Here is a 24,039-nt window from a genome sequence, read left to right on the forward strand (position 1 = left end):
TCAGATCGTGGTGCGCAAGGCGGCAAACTGACTGCTCGGCCCCTCTGAACGCAGGTCCAGGTCCGGGCTGTTCGAAATCACATAGGCCAACGGCCGTGTCAGCGTGAACGGGAACAGCACCGGCAGCGATTGCAAGGTAGGCACCGACACGGGCTTGCCGGTGTAGCGCACAGCGGCTTCAATGAGCCAGGCCGTCAGTTCGTCGTTGTCGATGGTCGTGGGTGCCAGGCGGATCACGCGCTTGCCTTTTTCCACCCGTTCCACGGCGCCCCAGCTCGCCTGACTTTGGATGACCATGTTGGTCATACGCCGGGTGCCTTCACGTTCGCCGTAGATTTCACTCATCCGGCGATGCACTTCGGCCGAAGCGCAGTCACCTTGCAGGGCGGACAAACGGCCGACCAGTTCGGCCACTTTTCCGAAGAAGGGGTAGGTCGCAATCGCCACTCCCCAACACAGCGCGGCAATCGGAATGTCCGTTTGCACCTTGTAGAGGGATACGCCGCGATCGGCGAACTCGACGAGACTGGCGCGCGGCTCAAGCCACAGTCGATTCAGTACGGTGCGAGTCTTCTTCTTGGCTTCAACGCTAAGACCGGCTTCGGCGAGCAGTGCATTCAGATCATCCAGTCCGGCTGTGCCTGCACGAATGTTCAGTGCCGCAGCCGCCCAATCAAGCTGAATGAACCGATCAAAGCCGATTTGAGGGGATGATGAATTCATTCGGTACCAATCACATAACTGACGTTCACAAAGGGGACGATCAGCTCCTCAATCGAGACACCTCCGTGGACCACCACCTGGTCACCCTCGGGAACAAAGGCTGTTCGCCCGCCTGCGAATAGGGGCATGAAGTTCGCGGGTAGTCCAGCGATATCCAGCCTCACCGTGCTGGGGTACGCGGCGGCGGAGTCGGCCAACAGCGATTCACTTCGATAGACCCTGACGCGCTCCCCGCGCGTCTCCGCGATGACGCCCTGGTTGGGCCTGCCAACGCCCGTGGACTCCACGTTGCCGTGATCGGCGGTGAGGTAGATGTGATACCCCTTGTCCAGCAGCATCGAGAACAAGCGATCGACGAAGCCGGTCGCCAGCCAGTTCCCGATCCATAGGGCCACGTCCTTCTTGGAGCGTTCCTTGTGGAGCCGGTCGTCGACCTCGTCAATGATCAAACCCAACACCTTCGGCCGACGATCCGTCAGGTCCGATTCCAGCGCGTCGAGCTGATCCACCTGTCGCAGAGCACGGCGGTACAGGACCTCATTCGGGTTCACGCCTTCGTTCTGCCAGAAGGTCTTCCACAGCGTTTCCTCCTTGTCGGTCCGGTCGATGGAGTCATCGAACTCACGTGGCTTGAGACCCGAGAACAGCGCCTGGCGCGAAACCGATGTCACTGTGGGAAGCCACGCGAAGGACGTGCCTTCATCGAAGGCAAAGCGCTTCGTGCTGGCGATCAGCCGTTCCCTGATCTGCACCCATTGATCGAATGCCAGGCCATCGAAGACCAGCAAGGCCACCTTCGTCTCACCCGCTGCCCGTCGATGCCGCAAGAAGCGCGGAATGTGGTGCACCATGACCGGCCCCTTGGTGACCGGCTGAAGCATCAGGTCGGCATAGTGCTTGGCTGCAACCCATGCCTGCAGTCGCCCGTCAGTCTGCGCATGCAGCGCATTGATTGTCGAGCGCACCTTCGAGAGTTGCTCGCTACCCTCAGCGCCCGGCAGCCCATGAGCGCGGGCCAGGATCTCGCCGTAGCGCTTAGCAAACTCGCTCCAGTCCTTGTGCGACGCCGCTTCCGATGGGATCGATGCAATCAGACCATCGACGCCCTTGAGCACCAGGGCCTGCAATGCAGCCGGGTCTTGAACGATTCCCGCCTTGATCCAGCTTGGCATGGCAGCCGGGACGCTGTGGACAGCCATCGGATGCAGGGTGCCGTCGAGGAACATCGAGTCGACCAGCACCTGCACATCGGAGTGGTCAAACGGGATCTCGATCTTGGCGACGTAGTCTGGCGGCGGGGGTTCGCCCGTGCGGGAGCCATCCAGACCCTGACCGGTGAGGTAGCGGTACCACGCATCCTGCACAACACGCAGCAGCACGCTCTTTGAGGAGAGCCACGCCGCGACGGGTTGATCTGCGAACAATCCCTTGCCTTGCAAGATGCCGGCGGCATGCTTGGCAAAAAGTGGCGGCAATGAGCGGTTGGCGAAGTGCATTCGCAGCAACTCGCGCCAGAAATCGACGGGCGTGCGGATGGATCGCGGCGTGAGCTGGTAGACGTGTTCCAGGATGAAGTCCTTGGACTCGTTCTCGCCGCGAGCCGACTGCAATTCGGCTTCGTGGGCATCGAACAGCACTGCCAGGTGCTCCGGCTCCACCTGCTTGACCGTGCTGTAGGCCAGCCGAGGGAACAACTCGGCCAAGCTGAGCCGCGCCACACGGCCGTGGTGCACGATGTCCCAAGGCAATACGTTCTGGTCAGCGCCACGCAAGTGCAGAACCAGCGACGGCGCCGGGCCAGCCTCTCTACGATCCCAGGCACCGCGATACCGCTCTTCAAACTCGGCACGGAAGGAGAACGGATCCTCATAGAGCATCACTTCGAAGCCACGGCTGCGCAGCTCGGCCAGCAGCTTCTCGTCGAGCAGCACTTCGTCCGGGTCACACGCTACCCAAAGCCGGGTCAGGTCTGCGGTGAACTGGCTGAGGATTCGATCCGTCCAGTGGCTCATGACTGCAGCCCTCCGGGCAACACATCTCCGGAGACGCGCACCAACATCACTGCGTTCAGGTCCGGCACACTGGCCTCGGCGTCATCAAGGGATGCCATGCGCGCATCGTGTTCCTGTTGCAGCCGCTTGCGCCGGTGCTCCCGCACTGCCGGCAAGCCGATACGGCCAATCGCCTGACTCCGGGCTTCGAAGGCGTAGCTGGCGCGCTCGCGCTCTTCTTTGAGCCGGGTGCGGTGTTCGTCCAGCAGCTCTTTGAAGATCCGTTCACCTTGCGTCCGCGCAGCGGCTTGCGAAGCATCGAACCATCTCACCGCATCTTCAGCGCCGCTCACCGCATGCACATCGACGGTCTCGGTCAGCAGTAGATCCCAGACCCGCTTGGCTGTGGGAACAAAGGTGCGCCCGTCCTCAGTCACGAACACCGGTAGGAAGCGCTTGCGGCTGAGCCCCTCGGCGACGAGGCTGATCTCCCACAGCGACCAGATGCCGCGCACGGAATCGGGCAAGCCCGTCACGCGAATCACAGGCAGCTGTTGGCCGGCGACGAATCGAGGCAGCTCACTGATGACAGCCCGTGCCCGTGGGTCTTCCAGCGTCACCCAATCCAGTTCGGGGTTTTCGTCCGCCGTCCGGGCGTCGAAGCATGCCTGTGCCGATTCGCTGCCGTCCGCCCACTTCACCTTCCATGCCTTGCCAACCTTGGTCGCCGAGCCCCCGCGTGCTGCCAAGCCACTGGTGATCGCCCGCTCCAACCAAAACTGCGCGGGGTGGTCCCGCCACTTGCGTGCATCGTCTGCGTCCAGATCGTGCGCTTCCGACAGCAAATCGCTGCTCTTCTTTGACTCGGCGAGGGTCGTACGGAGCTGCGACACCACCGCATCGCACTCTTGCTCGATCGCGTCCGGGTTCTGGAGGCTGTGCACAAACAGTTCGTCGAACATCGGGTCGGCTTCCACCGAGTCCATCACGTCCGACGCCTTGTCCACGCCGAATTCCTGGGCGATGACCTCGAGCTTTTCCTCCAGCACCTGGCGCACGCGGTGTTCCACCGTGTCTTCCAGGACGAAGTTGATGGCGCGCACCACATGGTGCTGGCCGATACGGTCCACACGACCGATGCGCTGCTCGATGCGCATCGGGTTCCATGGCATGTCGAAGTTGACGATGACGTGGCAGAACTGCAAGTTCAGGCCTTCGCCGCCAGCATCCGTGGAGATCAGGATGCGCACGTCTTTGGAGAAGACCTGCTGCGCCCGCGAGCGTGCATCCAGATCCATGCCGCCGTTCAGCGTGGCCACCGAGAAGCCCCGGCTCTCCAGGTAGTGCGCCAGCATCGCCTGTGTCGGCACGAACTCGGTGAAGATCAGCACCTTCAACGCCGGGTCGTTTTCTTCTTGCTGCAGCTTGTAGATCAGCTCCAGCAGAGCCTCGGCCTTGGCATCGGTGCCCGAACCCTCGGTCTCGCGCGCCAACGCCAGCAAGGTTTCAACCTCGGACTTCTCCAGCTCCCACCCGCTGGCTTGCACGGCCAGATCAACCTGCGATTGCCCGTCCAGGTCAGCCCACTCATCGGGGCTGGTGCTCTCGAACAGGTTGCCTTGGGGCTGTGGTGCTTCCAGCAAGGCCTGGCGCTTTTCCAGCGTGGTTCGGATGGCCGCCGTGCTGGATGTCACCAGGCGCTGCATCAGGATCATCAAGAAGCCGATGTGGCGCTGCTTGGCGGCCATTGCCTGGTTATAGCCGTGGCGCACATAGTCGGTCACTGCTTCGTACAGGCGCTGCTGGGCGTTGTGACGCGCCTGCCAGGCCACAGCCTGCAGTCGGGTGACCCGGGGCTTGAACAGGGGCTGGCCTTCGGCGTTGATCGACGCACGCTTCTCGGTGCGGATCACGAAGGGACGCACCCGGTCCCGGTTGACGCTGCTTTCGTCCGGAAACGCTTCGCGGTCCAGCAACTGCATCAAACGCATGAACTGGTCGGTCTTGCCCTGGTGTGGCGTGGCCGACAGCAGCAACAAGTATGGGGATGCCTCGGCCAATGCTGCTCCGAGCTTGTAGCGGGCCACCTGCTCGGTGCTGCCGCCCATGCGATGGGCTTCGTCGATGATGACCAGATCCCACGAGGCCGAGATCAGGTCCTCGAAGCGCTCGCGGTTGTAGGTGTTGAGTTGTTCCAGGCTCCAGCCGCGCCGTGCCTCCAGAGGCTTGACCGAGTCCAGCGAGCAGATCACCTGGTCATGCATGCGCCACAGGTTGTCTTCGTCGCCCACGGCGCCGCTGCGCCACTGGCGGAAGGCCGCCAGCTCCGAAGGCTCGATGAACTGGAACTTCTCGCCGAAGTGCAGCCGCATTTCCGCCTGCCACTGGCGAACCAGCCCCTTGGGCGCCACCACCAGAATCCGCTTCACCCGGCCACGCAACTTCAGCTCGCGCAGCACCAGGCCTGCCTCAATCGTTTTGCCCAGGCCCACCTCATCGGCGAGCAGGTAGCGAATGCGGTCGCGGCTGATGGCCCGGTTCAGTGCATAGAGCTGGTGCGGCAGCGGCACCACGCTGGACTGAATCGGCGCCAGCAGCAGGTTGTCTTCCAGCGCATCCAGCAGCTTGGCCGCCGCCGTAGTGTGCAGAATCTGCTCCACGGTCGGCCGGATGCTTGCCAACGGCGCAAGATCCTGCGCCCGGGTACGCACCACGGCGTCTTTGGCCGGCAGCCAGACGCGGTAGGCGCTTTCGCCCCACACATCCTGGCGCTCGATCACCCGGCAGGGCGATGCCTGCCGGGTCAGCCAGCACCAGTCACCCACGCTGAAGCCGATTTCTGCCACGCTCAGGCACCTGACTCGGTACGGGTCAGCGCCAGGTCATACAAGGTGAGCAGCTTCTCGTCCTCTTGCAGCGTCTCCTCGGGCAGCTTGTTGGCGACGCTGATGATCGTTCCGTAGTCCTTGCTGGCCCATGCCGCACGGAAGCCGGTGCGCAGCACCTCAAGCCGCGACTCCTTGATCTTGCGGCCGGCGAATGCCTTGTAGGTCTCGAACTCCTTGAGTAGTGTCTTCTCGCGCTTCTTCTCCAAGTCCTGGGCCTTGTTCGGGTCGGGCACGTACCAGCGGTCCTTGGCCTTGGCCACCAGCGCCGGGTTGCTCTTGTCGAGGCTGCGCAGATCCTTGTGGTTAGTGGAGAGGTAGCTGTGGATCTGGCTCGGCACATCGCCGGTGCCGTCGTACTGGATGAAGTTGTCTTCCAGCAGCTGGTCCAGCTCCGGGATGATCTCGCCCTTGCGCTTGGCCGAGCCGATCTGCGGGATGTACTCCGGGTGGATTTCTGAGCGAGTGGATGGACGCTTTAGCAAGAAGTTGGTCAGCCAGTCGATGGCACTGCGCTCGTCGGAGACAAACAACTCCGCTTGCGCGACTTGCGGGATACGCGCACGCGCCTTTTCGTACTCGACCAATTGCTCGGGCAGGAACACCATGCCATCCGTCTCACGGAACCGAACCGGCAGCTCTGCCAGGAACTCGGGCGTTGAGATCGGCACCATCGTGCCGTGGCGGATGAACCAAGACGCCATGCGGTCGTAGACGCGCCGCGGGTCGCGTTCCACGATGTTCAGCAGCTCCTGCGGATAGCCAGACGTGACTTTGACTGCCGGCAACTGTTTCAAGTGCGTCTGCACGAAGTCCCACGCCGAGTCGACGGTCGGGCCGTGCTGATTGAACCGATCCTCAAGGCCGCCGTTTGGCTTGTAGGCCGAGATCACCAAGTCCTGCTTCACTGCTGTTGTGGAGGTGACTTGGCGATAGCTACCTTGCACCTTGTCGAGCGCAGTGACTTCGGCCACCACAAAGCCCGCTTGCTGCAACGCCACTTGAATCGCGTTCCAGACCGCCGCCTTGCTGTTTGAGAAGACCACTGTCATCCAGCGGCCGGGCTTGAGCACGCGGAAGTACTCCGCGAAGCAGCGCTGCATCAGGTGCTGGTACTCCGGAAGCGCCTTCTTCTTGAACTTGTCGACGATTGCTTCCGGCGTTGCGTCGGTGATCACGCCATGCCATGCCTCAACGAGAAAGTTGAGGTCTGCATAGTAGATGTTCTCGCCGAACGGTGGGTCGGTAAAGACGTAGTCAATGCTGCCGTCACGCAGAGGTAGTGAGGCAGCAGTTCCAGTGTTGACGACTGCTGCGTTTGGGTTAGTTCGGAATTCGCCAAACGCCTTGATGAGTCGTCCCAATTTTCCATCAAGGATGTACCAAGGACTGCACTCTGCCAGTTGAGAGCCAACGTAGTAAACGCCGTTCAGATACTGGTTAACCTGAGAAAAGTGGGTCGGTGCATACCGTGCCAGCACAGACATCCCCCAAATTCCCTGCTCGACAAAGAACAACAGCATTTCACGGATTCGCGCATCTGGTTGTGCCTTGGCCTTTTTCCACAAAGCTGCAAGTGCGTGCCCCGCGCGGGGTAAGAAGAAGTGATGAACACTCGAAAAGCCTTTCGGCTCGATACGTGAGCCGTGGTACATCTGCTCGATTGGAAAGCGGACCGTAGGCATGCCCAGCGGCAGTGCCATTGCATCGATCTTCGCCAGAACAGCTAGATCACTTTGGTCGAGTTGCTTTTCGCGCCGCACACCGCCAGCGACGTAGGACATTACTGAGGGGCGAAACTTGACGCGCTTCCAGGTCTCACCACTTGCAGGATCGACTCGGGACTCAAGGACCCGATCGAGGTTGTCCTTGTTCAGATCTGCACCACAATGTGGGCATGGGAAGGTGTCCCTAACTCTTTTGCTGTCCTCGTCAAGCGCTTCATCAATGAAGTTGACCTCGCCCGCGCAATGCGGGCACGTGAACACCTCACTCCAGACTGTGAATTCAACCCTACCTTTGGTCTTGCCGTCCGTATGGGTCGTTTCATACATCCAGCCAAGTTCCTGCTCGACTTCCTTGAGGAGTTGCTTAGCCGCCTTTGCAAAGCACTCCACGTCGAATGGCAGGTTGTAGTTGGCTGCGATGAACGTAGCAGCAGGCGACAGATCGTTGAGGATGACGCGACGCGAGCCCCACCTGGGCGCGGCCTTGTCTTGTTTCTTCCACTCCATTTCCAACTCATGCCGGTATGCCGCCGGCGCCGATCCGCACCACTGCGCCGCGACGCCTGTCATGCCAGAGCCGCCAAAGCCGTCGAGCACGATGTCGCCTGGTTCGGTGTAGTGCAGGATAGACGGCACGATGGCCAGATGCGGCACCTTGGTGTGATATGCGTGTGCCTTGTAGAGCGCGTCGGTTTTACCCACTGACACGTCGATGGTTTGCGGCTCTCGGCTATACTTCGCGCTGGGGTCGTAGGGCTTGCCGTAGTGGCGCACGAATTCTTCGAGGAACGGATTCGGGCACGCGGTGTAGTACGGCGGGTCGGACATCGCCAGGATGGCTTCATCGGTGCCCTGCGGGAACCCTTCCGTCTTGCGAAATGCCGGGTCTTTCAGCTTCTCGGCCAGCAGCGTCAGGAAGTGATCGCGCCGGGCCTGCTCGCTCGGAAAGCTCTGACCGAGGCAATCCACCGGGCCTTGCTGTTGTGCTCTGGTAAGCAGGTCCATCAGGCACCCATCTTCTTTTTCAATTCATCGATAAAGCGCTTGGCCCATGGCGAAGCAGAAGTCACGCTCACGGGGGATATTTCCGCCAGAAGCTTGAACGAATGCTCGCCTTTCCCGTATTGCGCCTTGGTCTTGCAGTCCTTGGTAGCGTTGGCCAGCGAGTCGTAGACCTGGGTCTTAGCCACCTGCTCAACTGAATTGGTGGCAGCTGGCAACTGGTTCTCTTTGAAACCTTGTCCAAAGAAAGTTCTAAGCGTTGCACGATCGGCGAGGAACCAACTTTCCATGCACTGCACCATCAAGTGGCAATCGGTATCGGGTTCGTCCTCGGGCTTATCCCACCCATCACCCGGACGATTTTTGAGGTGCGGCCATGGTTGCCATTTATCGGCATCCGCACCTTGTTGATGTAGGGCCGCAATTGGTGCTTCGCTGTCTACCAGAAGCACAGCCTCTTCCCCACTGGCTATAGCAATGCAATAAGACTCAAAGGCATCACGGCGGCTACCACAAGCAACGATTCGAGGGCGCTTGGTTATTCCCGCTTTAGTGATGAAGGCTGTGAAGCCTTCACGGCAAGCGGTTTTGAGTGCAGCCGTATCCCCGCCTCCCTCGACATACAGCTTCACCATCTCGTGCCCCCAATCTCACCGCGCGTCCAGAGTTGCCCCAGCCGATATTTCTCCAGCCATGGCTTGAGCTTCTCTTTGCTTAGTCGAGTAAGCGTAGTTCCCTTATCACCTTTATCTGCCACCAAAACGGCATCGGGTTGATCTGTTAACGCGTCAACCAACACGTCGGAATGCGTTGTGACAATTAACTGGGTACGCTCAGACGCATCCTTGAGAAGTTGGGCGAGTCTTGGCAATACGTCGGGGTGTAGCCCCAACTCAGGCTCCTCGATGCACACCAACGGCGGTGGATTGGGATGACAGAGAATGGCGAGCAGGCACAAGTAACGCAGCGTGCCGTCAGATAGCCTCGTGGCTGGCATTGGAACAATCCGGGCATTGATCCGTTCTTGAAAAAACACCTGAACCGTGCCCCCGTCAATTTTGACGTAGTAGTCCTGAATGCCTTCGTACAAGGCTCGCAACTCTTTGATGAGTCGCTGTTTAAGCTCATGGTTTTCTTGAAGGCGGTTCAGAACCAAGCCAAGATTGCTACAGTCAGGCTCAAGAAAGTCGTTTGGCAAGTCGGCTTTCTGTGCCGTTCGCGGGACAGTAAACCGACCAAAGCTCCACTCACGATAGAGCCGAATCTTGGTCAATGTGTTGCCAAGAAATGTAAGCTCTGGATACTGATCAGGGTCTTTCCGCTGGGAAAGAATGGACTGGTTCGGCTCAATGTCTTCTCGCTGTAGCTTACGGTTCTTCCCCTTAACGTTAAGCACGCCGTGCCCATTTTCGAATTTGTAATAGAGATAGGGCGCCTGATGGCCAGTATCCGGCCTGGCATTTTCAACACGCTCATCAAGAATTTCAAAACCTTGGGATACCTCGGTAAAGCTCAAGGAATAGCGCAGGCCGGATGGCCCTTTGGGGTAATCAATTACTACATCCAACGAGGCAGGCATTGGTTTTGCGGCACCTTTCCATAGCCAGTCACGCACGCCACCACCATCTCTAATGGGTGCAATCAAATCCTTTGGCGCGGACTTAATCAGTTCAATTGCCTCAAGCAAATTCGATTTGCCTGCGCCATTTGAACCAATGATCACATTTAGTGGCTCAAGCTGTATGGCTTCAGAATGATCTCCATAACTTAAGAAGTTGGTAAGCTTGATAGATGTTAATAGCATAGGATTTACTCCATTATTCGATCACGAAGCGCAGCTTGGTCGAGTCCTTGCCCTTGCAGCGATCGTTCAGGAACGTGTCGAAGCGGCTGCGCAACTCGTCTGGCTTGGCAGGCGAGCCTCCCTGAAGCAAGGCCTGCTTGAGCTCATCACTCTTGACACTAATCTTCTCCAGCCCCGACAGCGCTTCCTGCGCGGCATTGGCGAACTCGGTGGTCATCGGTTCGGGCAGCTTGCGTGATGTCAGGAAGTCGTCGATCAGCTTCTTGCTGGCCGCCGGCAACAAGCCGAGGCTGTCTTGGGTGAACGGGTCTTCGAGGTTCTCCAGCAGGGTTTGCTGCCAGTTGGCCTGCAACTGGTCCAGGTCTTCGTCCAGCTTGTGCAGGCGGTTGGCGGCCGGGATCAGCTCCATCTGCTCTGCGGATGGGCGGAACTGGCAGTGCGGGCAGACCGCTGCGGTCATCAGCGTGGGCTCGTCCAGCGACGAACAGCTCTTCAAGCCGTTCAGCGACTCTTCAAACGCGGTGAGCTGGCTTGTGGGCATCAACGACACGCCGGCCAGAATGCGCAGGCCCAGCAGGCGGTCGTCCTTGCGCAGCCCATTGCGGGCCTTGTCTTCGGCCACCCCCAACCGCGCTTTGCTGTGGCTGGCGATGTAAGCAGTGATGTAGTCCTTCTTGAGCTGGTTGAGCGTCTGCCGGTACTCGGCGGCATGCTCGGCCGAGCGGTCCAGGCTGAGCTTGGCTTGCAAGGCTTTGCGGGCAGCCTCGGCTTGCTTCACCCAGGCGTGCTCGGGCGGCAGCACCATCTCGGCCTGGGAAAGGTAGGAGGCCGTGCCACCAAGCTCGACCACCAGTTCGAGCAGGCGCTCGACGGCTGCCAGGACTTCCAGATTCTTCTTCTGGCCGTCGATGTCTTCTTGCGTGACGCGCAGGTTCTTGAGCTTGCCGACGGTGTTGTAGGGCGTGAGCGACTCGGTGAACTTCTTCAGCGCGTCCAGCCGGACGTGCCAGTCCTTGGCTTCTTCCTCGCGCAAGAGGTTCTGGCCCCAGAAGCTGAGCTTGCCCTGCTGCAGGTCGGACCCCGCCTTCAGCACGCGCGGCACCAGCGCGCTGACCTTGTCTTGCAGCTTGATTACCGGCTCGGTGTCGCCCTGGCTGGCCTTCTGCGCCAGGCCGGAAGGCAGATCGAACAGTTCGAACAGGGAGCGCAGCACCGCAAGGTTGATCTCCTTCGGTGCCTCGACGTGCTTGAACTGCTTGAGCTCTTCGATTGAACGTTCGGCGAGCTGCACCAACTTGCCGGAGTCGATCTTGTCGCCAGTGATCGACATCACCAGGTCGCCGGAATAGACCAGACCACCCAGCACCGTGATCAGCAGATCCGGCTCCAGGCGGTACTTGACGGGCGCGAAGTACTCGACGTCCGAGGTGCCCGAGAGCAATTCGCTGCGGTTGAGAACCTGGCCGTGGCCCTTGGCCTTGAGGCGGGTCAGCACCTCCAGCGCGTAGCGGGACTTGGCCGGGTCCACCCGGTCGCCATCCAGAAGCTCCAGGGCGTCCAGCACCGCGACGGCGTCCTTGGTACGGGTGCCACCAGCGAGCGCACGCAGTGCATTGCCAACAAGCTGCTTGCGGTTGGCTTCGGTGACCAGCACCGAGAACGTGGGGTATTCGGGCGACAAGTCCACAAAGCGCTGGCCGAGCACCAGGCCCGAGATGACGTTCACGACGTCGCGGAAGTTGATGCGCTCATCCGGGCCCAGCCGCGCACGGTCACGCAGCGACACGCCCTTGGACCACTCCTGCAGGTTCTTTTTCTTGCCCTGGTAGGTGACTTCGAAGGCGGTCATCTGCTTTTCCTGCAGCCACTTGCTCATGGCGCGCAGGAAGTCTTGGGCCTTGGAGAGGTAGATGGCTTTGGCACCGCCGCTGGCGGTTGACGCCAGATCCAGCGCTGCGGCGTATGAGGACAGATGGCGCTTGAGGTCGTCGTCCAGGCCCGTGAGCCGGAAGAAGACTTCGTCCGACAGGCTGTTGTCTGTGAACTTGGGCTTGTCGAAGGGCTGGATGAAGTAGACGTAGAAGTCGCGTTCGGGCTGCGCCGTGGGACGGTCGTTCGGGGCGCCAAAGAACAGGTAGCCCATGCGTTCGACACGACGCTCCTGCCATTCGAGCTGGTACTGCCAGATCTGAAAGCCGGGGTACCGCAGGTCGTCGCTGCATTCCATCAGTGCCTTGACGGCGCTGTAGTAGGCCCGGTCCAGCGCATCGTCCGACAGGGCTTCGGCGCGCTTTTCGATCTGCGCGTCGTAGTCGATGTCCTTCTTGAGGTCGAGGTAGTACTGCTCCGTGTCCGGTGCCTTGGAGATGAACTGCCCGTTGACGGTCTTGAGCACTTCCCGCATGACGGTCTGCACCATCGACAGCAGGTTCTCGGCAGGTTCGCCCGGCATGTCTTCCACACCCGGCTGGAACAGGCACAGGGCGTCGCGCAGCTCGGCGGCGGTGGGGCCGATGGGAATGTGGATGTCGCCACCCGTGGTCAGGCGGTGAACGGCCAGCGCGTTGATGACGCGCAGCGCCATCGGCTTGTAGGCTGGGCGCGTGAAAGCCTGCTGCACGCGCGACTCCAGCACCTCGGAGACGCGCATGACTTCCTTGATGTTCGGGTCGGCGCGTAGGACCGAGTTGGTCTTGATGGTCTGCCAGAAGCTCTCGTAACTGATGAACAGTGGCCGGTCGGTGGGAACGTCCTGGTCTAGGATCGCCAGCATGGCGGCTTCGATGGTCTTGAGTGCGCCGCGCTTTTCGGTGAAGTGGATCTGCTCGAAGGTCTTGAGGTAGTCGGGGTGAACCGGGAACAGCCGAACGTATTCGTCCATGCGCTCGTTCATGGAGCCATAGAACTTGGCGAACGGCGTCAGGTACTCGCGGATCTTGTTCTGCTGGTCGGCCGTCTTCTTGAGCAGGCGTGCGGAGACGACAAAGCTCACGTCCTGCCGGTCGATCAGGATCTGCGTAAAGCGCTCGTTGACGCGGCGCATGCTGTCGGCAACGTGCTGGAAGCGCACGCTATCGAAGATGGCTTCCTGCACGCCGGCCACGAAGCGGAACTTCAGGTGCTTGGTCACTTCGCCTATCTGGCGCAGGATGGCCAGGTCGCGCACCAGCTCGTGGTCGCGGCGCGACTGCAGGTATTCCAGGAACTCGTCGACGACCAGTAGCACGCCTTGGTTCGGGAATTTCTCGCCGAACGCGGCCATCATCTCCTCGAACGATTCCTTGTTGTTCAGCTCCTGGTCCGCTGCCGGGAAGGTGTAGCTGACGCCGAGCTTTTCCAGGAAGCGTTCGAGCTGCTGCGTGATGATCTGGCGCAGCGGCATTTCCAGGCCGCCCACCTCGATGCGCAACACCTTGAAGCGACCAGCGATCGGGGCGACAGCCTCGGCGACCTTGGCGTGGCGGATCATCGGTGCGTAGGCGGCATCCTCGGCCACCAGCGACAGCACCGACATCAAGTGCGACTTACCGGTGCCGTAGTTGCCGACGATCAGCACGCCCTTGTGGTCGACAGAGTCGTCGAAGCTGAGCTGGGGAACCATGAGCTTGGAGATCCGCTCGGCCATGTCGTCGGAGATGACGTAGGTCGAGACGAGCTTCTTGGCTTCGTCCGGGCGCCCCGCATCGAGCAGCTGAATGACTGACTCGATCTGCTCGAACTGGATCAGATCTCCGTATTTCATGTTTAGGGCCATATGGTTCTCTCTTCCCCTGTACGTCAAATTTCTAGAACGACCACGCCGTCACGGCTGTAGTCGCGATGTTCTGGGTGGCTGATGTCGGCATAGATCAGCCGATCACCCCGCAGCTCGCCCGGCCACACCGCCACGACGCACTTGGAGTGGGCCAGCCGCTTGACGAGATCAAGCGGGTTGATTTGCAAGCCCCTCTCGAACAACAGTTCGAGGTTGTCCAGCAGCAGCGGATCGTCGGTGCGTTCCTTGTCAGCGATCTCACGCAGCAACTCACCGGCTGAGAAGCCCCGCTTGTTGATCGGCGTCGCAGCCAACCGGCGGCCCAGCTCCAGGCCCACATTCAGGGGCTCGATGTTGAGCTTGGTGCCCAGCTCGCGCAGCAGCTTGGTCTTGCCGCTGCGGCTTGCACCGACCAGCAGAACCAGCTTGCTGTTGAGGTCGCCGATTTCGCCGATGAGTCGTTCGAGTTTTGCCAGCACGCAGTGCCCCTCAGTCCGACGCGGCTTCGAGCCGCTGTTGGTCAGGAGACCGGTAGCCGGGTGCCAGCACGGCGTTCTTGACGCCATAGATCGCCAGCGGATCTTTCAGCCACAGCCGGTACTCGTGGCCACGTAGACTGTGGTCGGGCGAGCAGTCCACGCTCCACTTGCGCAAGATGTACCCAGCGGTGGCTGCACGCAGCTTCAACCGCAAAGAGCCATCCTCCATCCGGTAGTCCATCTCGGTTATCTCAGGGCGCGGCTGATCGGGGTGGGGTACCAATTCCAGCTCCACGATGCGGGTCCACTGTATGTCCTGGTCGCTGAGTTCGTGCGGCGCTGGTTTCTCGCCCTTCAACACCTGCGGCTGCTTGATGCGCGTGATCACGAAGTCACGGAATTCCTTCGACTTGCGGTCGAAGGCGCGAACGTGCCACCGAAGACCGTTGTCGATCAGCGCGAACGGCACGATCTGGCGCTCGGCCTTGCCATTCGAGATGGAGTGGTACTCGATGGCAAGCGGGCATTCCTGGTGGATCGCCCGCGTCACGCTCGCCAGCACATCCAGATCGGGGTGCGTCAACCTTGAAGGACTCTCGCTGGCGACCCATGCCTTGAGCCGCACGGGCTCGCCGTCGCCGAAACCTTGGGTCAGCCAAGACAGCACACGCTCTGGCGGGAAGTCGAAGACCGGGCGGAAGTCCGGGCCCAGGATGTACGACTTGCCCTTGGAGTCGTAGTCGATATTGCCGGGGGCAAGGTCTTTGTAGAGCGCCAGATCCCGGCTGGCCGCCGCCGACTGGATGCCAAAACGCGAAACCAGGTCCTGGCGGCGGATCTCCCCGATGAAGCGCACGCGCAACTCCACGAACGCGAGGCGGTCGCGCTGTGGCTGGGTGAGTTCTGCTAGCTGTTCGTTCGACATCCTGGGGTGCTCGTTCAGGTTAGCGAAGGCATGTACGGGTCATTGCGGGAAGTATATAAGCTGCTCTAGAATGTGTCTATCGTATTAAATTAGACGTTTATCCGTCGCATAGTGATTATGAAGTGATGTACTGAAGACACTGGAGGCCAAGCATGAACGGTAATCGTTGGGATCAGCCGGGCGTGCCCCACAAGGGGTGGCACTGTGTGGACGTCGTCGACCTTCGGGCCGACGGCGAGCCTGCTGACGACACCGACTACGCGACATGCCAGATGTGCGGAAACGAGAAGATCCGCTATGTCCACATCATGGAGCACCCCGATGTGGAAGAAGCGTTGGACGTTGGCTGCGTGTGCGCGGAGAAGATGAGCGATGACTACGACGGTCCCAAGCGCCGCGAGGCGCGACTCAGGAATCGCGCATCGCGTCGCACTCGCTGGCTCCACCGCAAGTGGCGAGTCTCGGCTAAAGGCAACAGCTTCCTGAACGTCGATGGTCGCAACCTGGTGGTGTACCCGACCAAGACGGGGCGATGGGGATACAAGATTGGCGACTGGTTTGGCGCGAAGGCGTACCCGACGGTGCGTGAAGCCAAGCTGGCGCTGTTTGACGACTTCTGGGCCGCGACGCAGGACAACGACCAGCTTTGGGCGACGGACTGAACAAGAACAATGCAAGAACAATGCAAGAATAATGCGCTTGAAATAGAACGGCCCAGTCAGGGGAAAGGCTCGGAACAAAAATGGATCAGCAGACCCAACCCCGCAGAAGCGGCTCGTACACCGCGAACCTGCTTGGAAACATACGGAGCCACCTTGCCGGGCTGCAGGGCTACGACGTCATGGCTCTTGAGCTCATCCAAAACGCGGATGACGCCAAAGCAGAATCGGTTGTCTTCGACATCACTGACCGGGGCCTGCTTGTCGTCAATAGTGGCAAGTTCACCTACTGTGGTGATCTGCACACGCGGCCTTGCAGCTTCATTGCCAGCGACAACTACAGCTGCGACTACCACCGAATCGCGGATGTCGGCAGCGGGGGGAAGCTTTCTCGTGGCGAAAACATCGGTCGCTTCGGCATCGGCTTCGTCTCGACTTATCAGGTCACGGACCACCCGGAGATCCTGTCCTCTGGGATCAAGCTGACACTTCACCCGGAAGAAGGACAGTGGTTCATCGAGCCATTCGAGCAACCCGAAGGCACCACGTTCTTCTTGCCTTGGGCAGACGACCCCAATACCGAAGCTCGACTTGCGCTTGGGGTGTCGCACGTCAGCACCGCTCACATCGATCAGCTCGTCGAAGATTTTCAGAAGGTCCTTCGCAAGAGCTTGTTGTTCCTCCGGCATGTCCGGACAGCGGAAGTTCGGCGAAACGGCGAACTGCTGTTGGCATGCGACCTGGACCGAGGTGATGGGTCTGATTTGATCGTCAGTTTCCGCCCGAGTGGCGAGGTGGAGCAATGGCACATCTTGCGGGCCGATGTTGCAGAGTCTGCTGCGCTGCTGTATGCCTCGCATCCCCGCCTTGAGTCTCTCGGTCGCGGCACCAAGATCAGCATCGGGTTGCGAATCGATCCCGAGCCCCTGGCCGAGGGGGTGCTTTACGCGTTCTTGCCCACCGAGCAGTCGACCGGATTGCCGATGCACATCAATGCGGACTTCTTTCCAGAGTCCGATCGAAAGGCAGTCATCTTCGCTGGGCACCAACACGAGCAGGCGTGGAACGAGATGCTCATCGATGCCGCCGCTACCGAACTTGCCAGAGACCCTGATGGCCTGCTGAAGATGCTGGGAGACGTTCAGCTCTGGCAGATCCTGGCGCGGGCGTTTGAGCTATCGAAACCATCGAACCACCCGACTTGCTTCAAGCGATTTTGGGAACGATTGAAGGTCACTGGAACCCAGGCAAACATTGCGCTGGCCCAAGACGGTAGTGTTCAGCGCCCCAGCGGGGTCTTCCTGCCGCGCGGCCCACTGACAAGCCATCAGGCGAAGACGCTACTGGAGGTCGGTGGAAGGTTGGTCGCCGAAGATCTGCGGCCGTTCCAGACCGCGATAAACCAGCTGGGCGCGCCAATCCTCACTTTCGACCGGTTGGTGACCCTGCTTGAGCAAGCGATGGCGCAGCAGGTTCCTGGTCAGGTGCAAGTCGAAGCGGCAAGGCTGGAGAGCTTCTACCGTCCGCTTTGGAGCATCGTCAACGATCTGTTGCCGGAGACTGCGAATCAGACCCCCCCCACGAACCCGGCCATTCAGCGATTGCTGGCTATCCCCTTTGTCGTCACAGAAGATCTGTACGCCGTCACGATCAGCCAATCCTTTGTGGTGCCTGCCGCGCTGGAGGCTGGGCGCTTCGCTTCCCTTCTGCCCAGGCTGGCGATTGCAGCGCATCACATTCTCGGATTCCCAAAGATTGCGCGACTGATGCGACAGCTTGAGCTCGGTGCGGTCGTCGATCATATCGGCTCGATGTGCGCCACCGAGCCCGTCGAAGATGTCATCGGCGTTGAACAGCAAGAGTTGCGCGACCTGTATGCGATGTTCGCGGATCTGGACCGTCCGGATAATGTCGAGAAGGCGGTGTACCAGGCGCTTCGCAACCTGCCGATCTGGCTATCAAGTCGAGGTCTGATCAAGGCAACCCAAGCGCTCCTGCCTGGCAACTTCACCGATCCCACTGGGCAGGCCGACCTACTTGAAACGTCCGTCCTGACTGATTCCGCCAGAGAGTTCGTGTCGAGCAAGCTTGGCGTTCAGACGCAGACGATCGAGGCATTCGTACAGAACGTGCTGCCGAGGTTCTTCAATGATGACGGGCCGCTGGATGCGCAGAAGTACACCCGCCTGATCAGTGAACTGGCCAGCCATCCGGCGCTCGTGAATGACGAGAACATCCGCCGGCTGTTGGGTGCACTGCCGATCGTGCCGACGCAGGACGGGCGTTGGTCGCGCCCTACCAACACCTACAGGCGCACCGATGACTTGGTGAAGGTGCTTGGCGATGCGACGCACCTTTGGCTCGATGCCAGTCGGGTGCCCAACGCCCGGTCGGTCCACACTTTCATCGACAGCCTCGGAATACGCCGGTCACCACTTGCGCAGCACCTGGTGGAGCGGATGCTCTTCATCGCAGAGAAGTACCTGCCGACGGAAGATGCAAAGCGCGCCAGCGGCGATGCCTTCTACGTCCTGTGTGAGCACTACGAGGAATGGAGTGAGAAGCCGTTCTTCCAGGGTGCGATCGACAGCCTCCGTGGGGTGGCGTGCTTCCCAGCTGAAAGCGATACGGAGAACTGGCACTCTGGTGGCGATCTGTACGCGCCATACCGCGCCGAGGCATTCAGGTCGCAGGCCAACATTCTCGATTTCAGAAACACGGCACGCCTGAAAACGGAGCTACTGGAAGATCTGGACGTCACCATCAATCCGGAAACGAGGCTGGTCATCGACCATTTGCAGTACTGCGTGAAGACCGGCGCTCAGCCTCACGTTTCGACCTACCAGGTGCTGAACGAGCGGGCACAGCGTTCCGATCCGCTGATCTCGACATTGGCTGGCTCTCGGTGCATCTATGTCGAGAGTCAGAAGAGCTTTGTCCGCCCGAATCAGCTTTACTGGTCGCCCCAGCAGCTCGGGCGCTGCGCCTTCACCATTCCTGGCAATCTTGAGGCGTTCAAGCCGCTGTTCACCGCAATCGGAGTGAAGAACGCACCCGAGGGCCGAGACTACGTCGACATCCTGCTGGACATCGTCGGCGAGTACTTCGAGCAGTCGAAGCCCGTCGCAGGGGCGGATCGATCGGTGTACGACACCTGCTTGATGGGCGTGGCGGCAGCAGACGAGCGTGAGGAGATTGGTGCCCCGGACATTCGAAGGTTGCAAGAGGCACCAACGATATTGAACCTCATGGGGCAGCCCACGCATCCTGACGAAGTGCTTCTTCAGGACAGCGAGTGGCACGCAGGTTTCTTCAATGCGGAGCTTGACCGGGCGCTGTGCAAACCTGCCCCCGAGCTGTGGCCGTTCATTGAGAAGGTCGGGGTCAGGCGGCTCAGTGAGAGCGCTGAGGTTGCGCTTGAGTTCGTTGATGGACAGAAGACTGAGGAACCGCAGCTTGCCGACAAGCTGATGGAGCGGATCGACATCCTTGCGCGATTGCTCCACGACAAACCGACGCCAGTCAAACAAAAGGTGCGGAACTCGCTTTCAGAGCTGACCGCCATTAGCTACGAGCTCGTGCGCATCCAAGCGTCCGTGCACGTTGGCGGGGATTGGGCTTCGGCTCCACCCTCGGCAGCGCATACCTTCTATGACATCGACAAACGCCAGCTGATCTTGGCGCGACCGGTGGGGAATCGCAGCTGGCCCCACGTCCTGAATGCCATCTTCCACCAGTTGATGCCGGAAGAGTCTGGAAGCGAGATATCGAAACTGACCCTCAGCGTTCGACCGCTGATGAGCATACCTGTTGAGGAGGCTCACCGAGAACTGACCGATGCAGGTATCCCGTACTTGGATGCTGAAAGCGCAAGCGGACAGGCAGATGACTTGACCTCGTCGGCTTTGGACGACATGGGGAGCACGACCGACCCCGGCTACCAGCCAGAGAGCAAGCCGGATACCGCGCCAGCCGACGCGCCCAAAGGCGGAGAACGCACAGCGGATCGGCCTGGTACGAGTCGGCCGACAGGTGAGCCGAAAGCTCCTCCCAAGGATGTGCCGCCGCCCGATCAAGGGCAACCTGGAACCGGGTCTAAGGGCGCACGAGAAAAGGATGCGCCAGATGGTGACCAGGCTACTGGGCACGGCCACAGCACAGGTTCGTCGACTGGCGACAAGCGCGCCAAGAAGCCACGTCCAAAGCACAAGGAGCAGTGGGATCGACGACTACTTTCCTATGTTCGGAAGAAGCAAGAGGAATCTGCCGATGCCGACGAGCAGGAAGGCCCATCCGAGCACAACCTGGCTGTTGAGGTGGTGGCCCGCGCCACCGTATGCGCCTATGAAAAGGCTCGGGGGCGCGTCGCGGAACAGATGGCCCAAACCCATCCTGGTTACGACATCATCAGCCGAAACCCGCTGACAGGCGAAGACCGGTTCATCGAGGTGAAGGGTGTCAACGGCGAGTGGAACCAGACGGGCGTGGGGCTGTCCAGGCTGCAGTTCAGCAATGCCCAAGACTACGGCGATCGCTACTGGCTATACGTGGTCGAGTTTGTTTCTGATCCTGAACACATACGTGTTCATCCTATTCGCAGTCCTGCCACGCAGGTGACGTCTTTCATGTTCGACGGCAACTGGCGCGATGCTGTTGCCGATGAACGTGCCGACCCTGCACTTGCCTTCATCGCGGGCGCCAGGGTAAAGCACCAGCATTTCGGTTTCGGAAGGATCGAATCAATGGAGCTGCGAGGCTCGACGCGCGTTATGTCCATCGCGTTTGTGACCAGCGGTCGTCGCACGGTCACGTTGAATCTGCAGACGATGACCGTGGTTGAGGAAGACGATGACAACGATCATTCCTGAACTGACCGATGCCCAGCTGGCGGACTTGCCATCCCAGGCGGAGGCAAAGGTCTACAGGGCGTTGAGGGATGGGCTTCCCCGCGACTTTGTCGTCTTCTTCCAGGTCGGATGGATATTGCGTCGGGAGGAAGAACAAGCCAAGGATGGCGAAACTGATTTCGTCGTCTGTCATCCGAATCTCGGGTACTGATTGACACGATCCAGCGCTTCAAGGGCCTCGAATCGCCGATCGTGATCTTGTGGGGCCTGGATACCATTGATCTTGCTCGGAATCTGGAGCTGCGTTATGTCGGCATGAGCCGAGCGAAGTCTTTGCTTGTAGTCGTCGGAAAGGCTGATACCTGTGCGGCCTTCAGATTGGACGCTGTTCGGAAGGAATGAAAGGAGAGATTGCAGGGAGGTGTGCGTTGCCCCAAGGCGTAGCCAACTTGGGATGCGGGTTCGGCTGCTAAACCGCCGTCCGGCGCCGGGGTTGAAGTGCGGCGAAGTCGCGAGAGCATGAATCGTCGGAATCTCCCGACGTTCATGGAGGAGCGCCGTCATGGCCCATCCCAACGTACACCCCGTCATCGCCGTGCAGGGCGGCGGCGCTACTGCTGCACCGACCCTGCTGGGGCAAGGCCCCGCCCGCATTCCTACCGGTGGAAAGATCCGCGCCGGCATCAAAGTGCTCACCAAGAAGGCCGCCGGAGAGCCCAAGGCGAAGGCAATCTACGACCAGGGCGTGGCCGCGGGCCAGTCGTTCGAGCAGATCGAGCGCGCCATCGCCGAAGCCCTGCCCAATCTCAAGACGCCGCTAGTGCCGCGCAACGTGCCGTGGTTCACCGTGCGGGCGCAGGACTTTCCCAATCCCGAAATCGCCCGGGAAATTCTGGATGCCTATGGCGAGGATCGGGGCGAAGGCCGGCGCTTGTACCGCTTCCCGGTGGTGTTTCCCTCCGACTACTGGCAGACCGTGATGCCGCACGAACTGGCGGCTTGGGGCACGCATGAGAAGCACTACTGGTCGCAATACTCGGCAGATGGCCGGGTGCGCCACTGCATGTGTCATGCCCCTGTGCCGGTCGACGGTACGGGGCGGCGCACGATCCGCCTCTTCGGCGGGCGCAAGACCGTGATCCGCGAGGACAACGGCGGCCTGTGCGACCCCGAGACCTGCCGCGAGTATCAGCAGCGCCAGTGCAACCTGACCGGACGCTTCCTGTTCTTCATTCCCGGCATCCGTTCGATCAGTGCCTTCGAACTGCCTACCAACAGCTTCTATGCGATGAACGCGGCGATCCAGAAGTTCGAGACCGTGGGCTTCCTGCGCGGCGGGCGCATCTCGGGTTTCCTCGACCGTCAACGCACACCGTTCTACCTCACCAAGCAACTGATGGAGGTGGCCCACATCGACGAGCAGGGGAGGGCGGTGCGCGTCCCGCAGTGGATCATCGACCTCGAGGCGCCGGTGGATGTGACGGCCTTGCTGCGCGAGAACGAAGACACCGAGACGGCCTTGGTCCAGGCCCAACTGGCGACGCAGGTGCTTCAGGGCAATCCGGCCGCGGCGAACGCCGAGCCGCTGCAGCCGGGGGCGGCCGACATCCAGGCAGTGACGATGGCCGACGCGGCATCCGTCGAGGCGCCGCCGCTGCGGGAGGGTGGACCGAGCTTCGAGCAACTCATGGCGCGCGTGCAGGCATATGGGATCGTGCCGGAACGCTACCAGGCGTATGCCGATCGGCGCTGGGGAAGGGGCTGGAAGATCAACCCGAACGGCCGTGCCCGGGCCTGGGACGAACTGGAGCGCTACGGCAACGACCCGCAGGGCTATCTCGACAAGATCGAGAGCGAACTGCACCTCGCCTCAGGCGGGAGAGCATCATGATCCGAGTCGCTCATTTCTCCGATCTCCACTACGGCACGAAGAACCTGATCGAAGCTGATCGCTGCTTCGGCGCCGCCGTCGACGGGGCCATCGCGTTGGGTGTAGAGGCGGCGGTCCTGTCGGGCGATGCCACCGACCATGGCCTGGACTTGCACGCACCGGCCGCCGAACGGCTACTCGCGCAGGTGCGGCGCCTGGCCGACCATTGCCCGGTGCTGATGCTGCAAGGCACGTTCTCGCATGAGCCACCGGGCACCCTGGCGATCTTCCGGCTGCTGGGCGGACGGCATCCGGTGCATGTGGCCGACCGGATCGAGCAGGTCACCCTCACGGCCCAGGGCGAATGGCTGGCTTCGACGGGCTGGTGCTTCGATCGGCTACCGGGCAATGCCCACGCGCTGTTTTCCTGCATTCCCACGGTAAACAAGGCTGCGGTCGCCGCGGCGGTCGGTGCAACGGATGCCGCCCAGGCGGTCGGCGAGCAGCTGGCCCTGTTGCTGCGCGGCTACGCACCCGCCCACCGCGCCGCCCGCCGGCAGGGCGTGCCCACCATCGGCGTCTCCCATGGCACGGTGTTCGGCTGCGTGAGCGAGCACGGCGTGCCGATGGCTGGCTTCGATCACGAGTTCACCACCGGCGCGCTCTTCGGCGCCGAGGCCCAGGCCTTCATGCTCGGGCACATCCATCGGCATCAGGCATGGGAACAGGAAAGCAGGGTAGGGCGGCAGTGCATCGCCTATCCCGGCTCGATCGGTCGTTTTCACTACGGCGAGGAAGGGGAAAAGGGGTTCTTGTTGTGGGAGGTCGACACCGACCAGGTGCGCTTCACCCTGAAGCCCACGCCAGCACGTCGAACCGTCGATATCGTGTTCGACGGCAAGCCCGACCTCGACGCCCTGCGGGCCGCCGTCGCGCGGCAGGACGTCGCCGGCGCGTTTGTGCGCGTGCGCTGGACCGTCGCCGACGAAGATCGCCACGAGGTCGACCGTGCGGCGATCGAGCGGGTGCTCGCAGAGGCGGCGGAGACCAAGTTGGAGGGGCGGATCGTACCGGTGGTGCGCACGCGGGCGTCGGGAATCTCGCAACTAGCGAATCTGGCGGACAAGGTGCGGGTATGGGCGCAGGTGACCGAGGCGCGGGCCGAGCCGTTGCTCGAGTGCCTTGAGGCGCTCGCAACGCAGACCCCGGAGCAGATTGCGGACGGTTTGCTTCGCAGGGCCGGGGATACGATGCCACGGCTTGGATGCGGTTGGGATGTAAATGCGCGAGGTCTTGGGCCTCTGGAACGGAGTGGGCAAGAATAAGCACGAGCCGGTGACCTTGCAGTTGTTCTGAGCCACCGGCAGGGTGCT

The 24,039-nt window shown here is 61.0% G+C and carries 15 protein-coding genes; 6 read left to right on the plus strand and 9 right to left on the minus strand.

Translation table 11 applies throughout. The annotated features are described in order from the left end of the window. From GH660_RS08835 to GH660_RS08875, 9 genes are read right to left on the minus strand one after another with little or no spacing between them, the layout of a single operon-like run. Positions 1-723 (minus strand): hypothetical protein, encoded by a 723-nt coding sequence (locus tag GH660_RS08835; RefSeq protein WP_153146303.1) that lies wholly within the window; start codon positions 721-723, stop codon positions 1-3. Next, entirely contained in the window at positions 720-2,735 is a 2,016-nt protein-coding gene (gene pglZ / locus GH660_RS08840; protein ID WP_153146304.1) for a BREX-3 system phosphatase PglZ, read from the minus strand. The genes GH660_RS08835 and pglZ overlap by 4 nt, the downstream gene beginning before the upstream one ends. Beyond that, on the minus strand, positions 2,732-5,560 hold the full coding sequence (locus tag GH660_RS08845) for a DEAD/DEAH box helicase (protein ID WP_153146305.1): 2,829 nt from the start codon (positions 5,558-5,560) through the stop codon (positions 2,732-2,734). Before GH660_RS08845 ends, pglZ begins: the two co-directional genes overlap by 4 nt. A gap of 2 nt (positions 5,561-5,562) precedes the next feature. Beyond that, entirely contained in the window at positions 5,563-8,331 is a 2,769-nt protein-coding gene (locus tag GH660_RS08850; protein ID WP_153146306.1) for a DNA methyltransferase, read from the minus strand. Next, the gene (locus GH660_RS08855; RefSeq protein ID WP_153146307.1) at positions 8,331-8,963 is read right to left on the minus strand and encodes a DUF4276 family protein; all 633 of its coding nucleotides are present in this window, start codon (positions 8,961-8,963) and stop codon (positions 8,331-8,333) included. The genes GH660_RS08850 and GH660_RS08855 overlap by 1 nt, the downstream gene beginning before the upstream one ends. Continuing rightward, positions 8,957-10,132 (minus strand): AAA family ATPase, encoded by a 1,176-nt coding sequence (locus GH660_RS08860; RefSeq protein ID WP_153146308.1) that lies wholly within the window; start codon positions 10,130-10,132, stop codon positions 8,957-8,959. Before GH660_RS08860 ends, GH660_RS08855 begins: the two co-directional genes overlap by 7 nt. A 13-nt stretch (positions 10,133-10,145) precedes the next feature. Then, positions 10,146-13,874 (minus strand): DUF6079 family protein, encoded by a 3,729-nt coding sequence (locus GH660_RS08865; protein WP_153146309.1) that lies wholly within the window; start codon positions 13,872-13,874, stop codon positions 10,146-10,148. 35 nt (positions 13,875-13,909) lie between these two features. Then, on the minus strand, positions 13,910-14,365 hold the full coding sequence (brxF, locus tag GH660_RS08870) for a BREX-3 system P-loop-containing protein BrxF (RefSeq protein WP_153146310.1): 456 nt from the start codon (positions 14,363-14,365) through the stop codon (positions 13,910-13,912). A 10-nt stretch (positions 14,366-14,375) separates the two neighbouring features. After that, a complete protein-coding gene (locus tag GH660_RS08875; RefSeq protein ID WP_153146311.1) occupies positions 14,376-15,290 on the minus strand; it encodes a WYL domain-containing protein in 915 nt (304 codons plus the stop codon). A gap of 152 nt (positions 15,291-15,442) precedes the next feature. On the opposite strand from GH660_RS08875, the gene GH660_RS08880 reads away from it, so the two are divergent. The 6 genes from GH660_RS08880 to GH660_RS08905 all read left to right on the plus strand — a co-directional run bounded on the left by GH660_RS08880 (position 15,443) and on the right by GH660_RS08905 (position 23,991). Continuing rightward, positions 15,443-15,952 (plus strand): hypothetical protein, encoded by a 510-nt coding sequence (locus GH660_RS08880; protein WP_153146312.1) that lies wholly within the window; start codon positions 15,443-15,445, stop codon positions 15,950-15,952. An 80-nt stretch (positions 15,953-16,032) separates the two neighbouring features. Next, the gene (locus tag GH660_RS08885; protein WP_153146313.1) at positions 16,033-20,817 is read left to right on the plus strand and encodes a DUF3883 domain-containing protein; all 4,785 of its coding nucleotides are present in this window, start codon (positions 16,033-16,035) and stop codon (positions 20,815-20,817) included. Next, positions 20,798-21,007 carry a hypothetical protein gene (locus tag GH660_RS08890; protein ID WP_228276424.1) on the plus strand — a complete coding sequence of 70 codons (210 nt, stop codon included), beginning with the start codon at positions 20,798-20,800 and terminating at the stop codon, positions 21,005-21,007. Before GH660_RS08885 ends, GH660_RS08890 begins: the two co-directional genes overlap by 20 nt. Positions 21,008-21,048: 41 nt before the next feature. Next, positions 21,049-21,198, plus strand: a complete 150-nt coding sequence (locus GH660_RS18190; protein WP_368666112.1) for a hypothetical protein — start codon at positions 21,049-21,051, stop codon at positions 21,196-21,198. A gap of 160 nt (positions 21,199-21,358) precedes the next feature. Beyond that, the gene (locus GH660_RS08900; RefSeq protein ID WP_153146314.1) at positions 21,359-22,687 is read left to right on the plus strand and encodes a hypothetical protein; all 1,329 of its coding nucleotides are present in this window, start codon (positions 21,359-21,361) and stop codon (positions 22,685-22,687) included. Then, a complete protein-coding gene (locus GH660_RS08905) occupies positions 22,684-23,991 on the plus strand; it encodes a metallophosphatase family protein (RefSeq protein ID WP_228276425.1) in 1,308 nt (435 codons plus the stop codon). The genes GH660_RS08900 and GH660_RS08905 overlap by 4 nt, the downstream gene beginning before the upstream one ends. Positions 23,992-24,039 lie beyond the last annotated feature (48 nt).

The sequence above is a fragment of the Dechloromonas sp. H13 genome, from assembly GCF_009469615.1.
GTDB lineage: Bacteria > Pseudomonadota > Gammaproteobacteria > Burkholderiales > Rhodocyclaceae > Azonexus.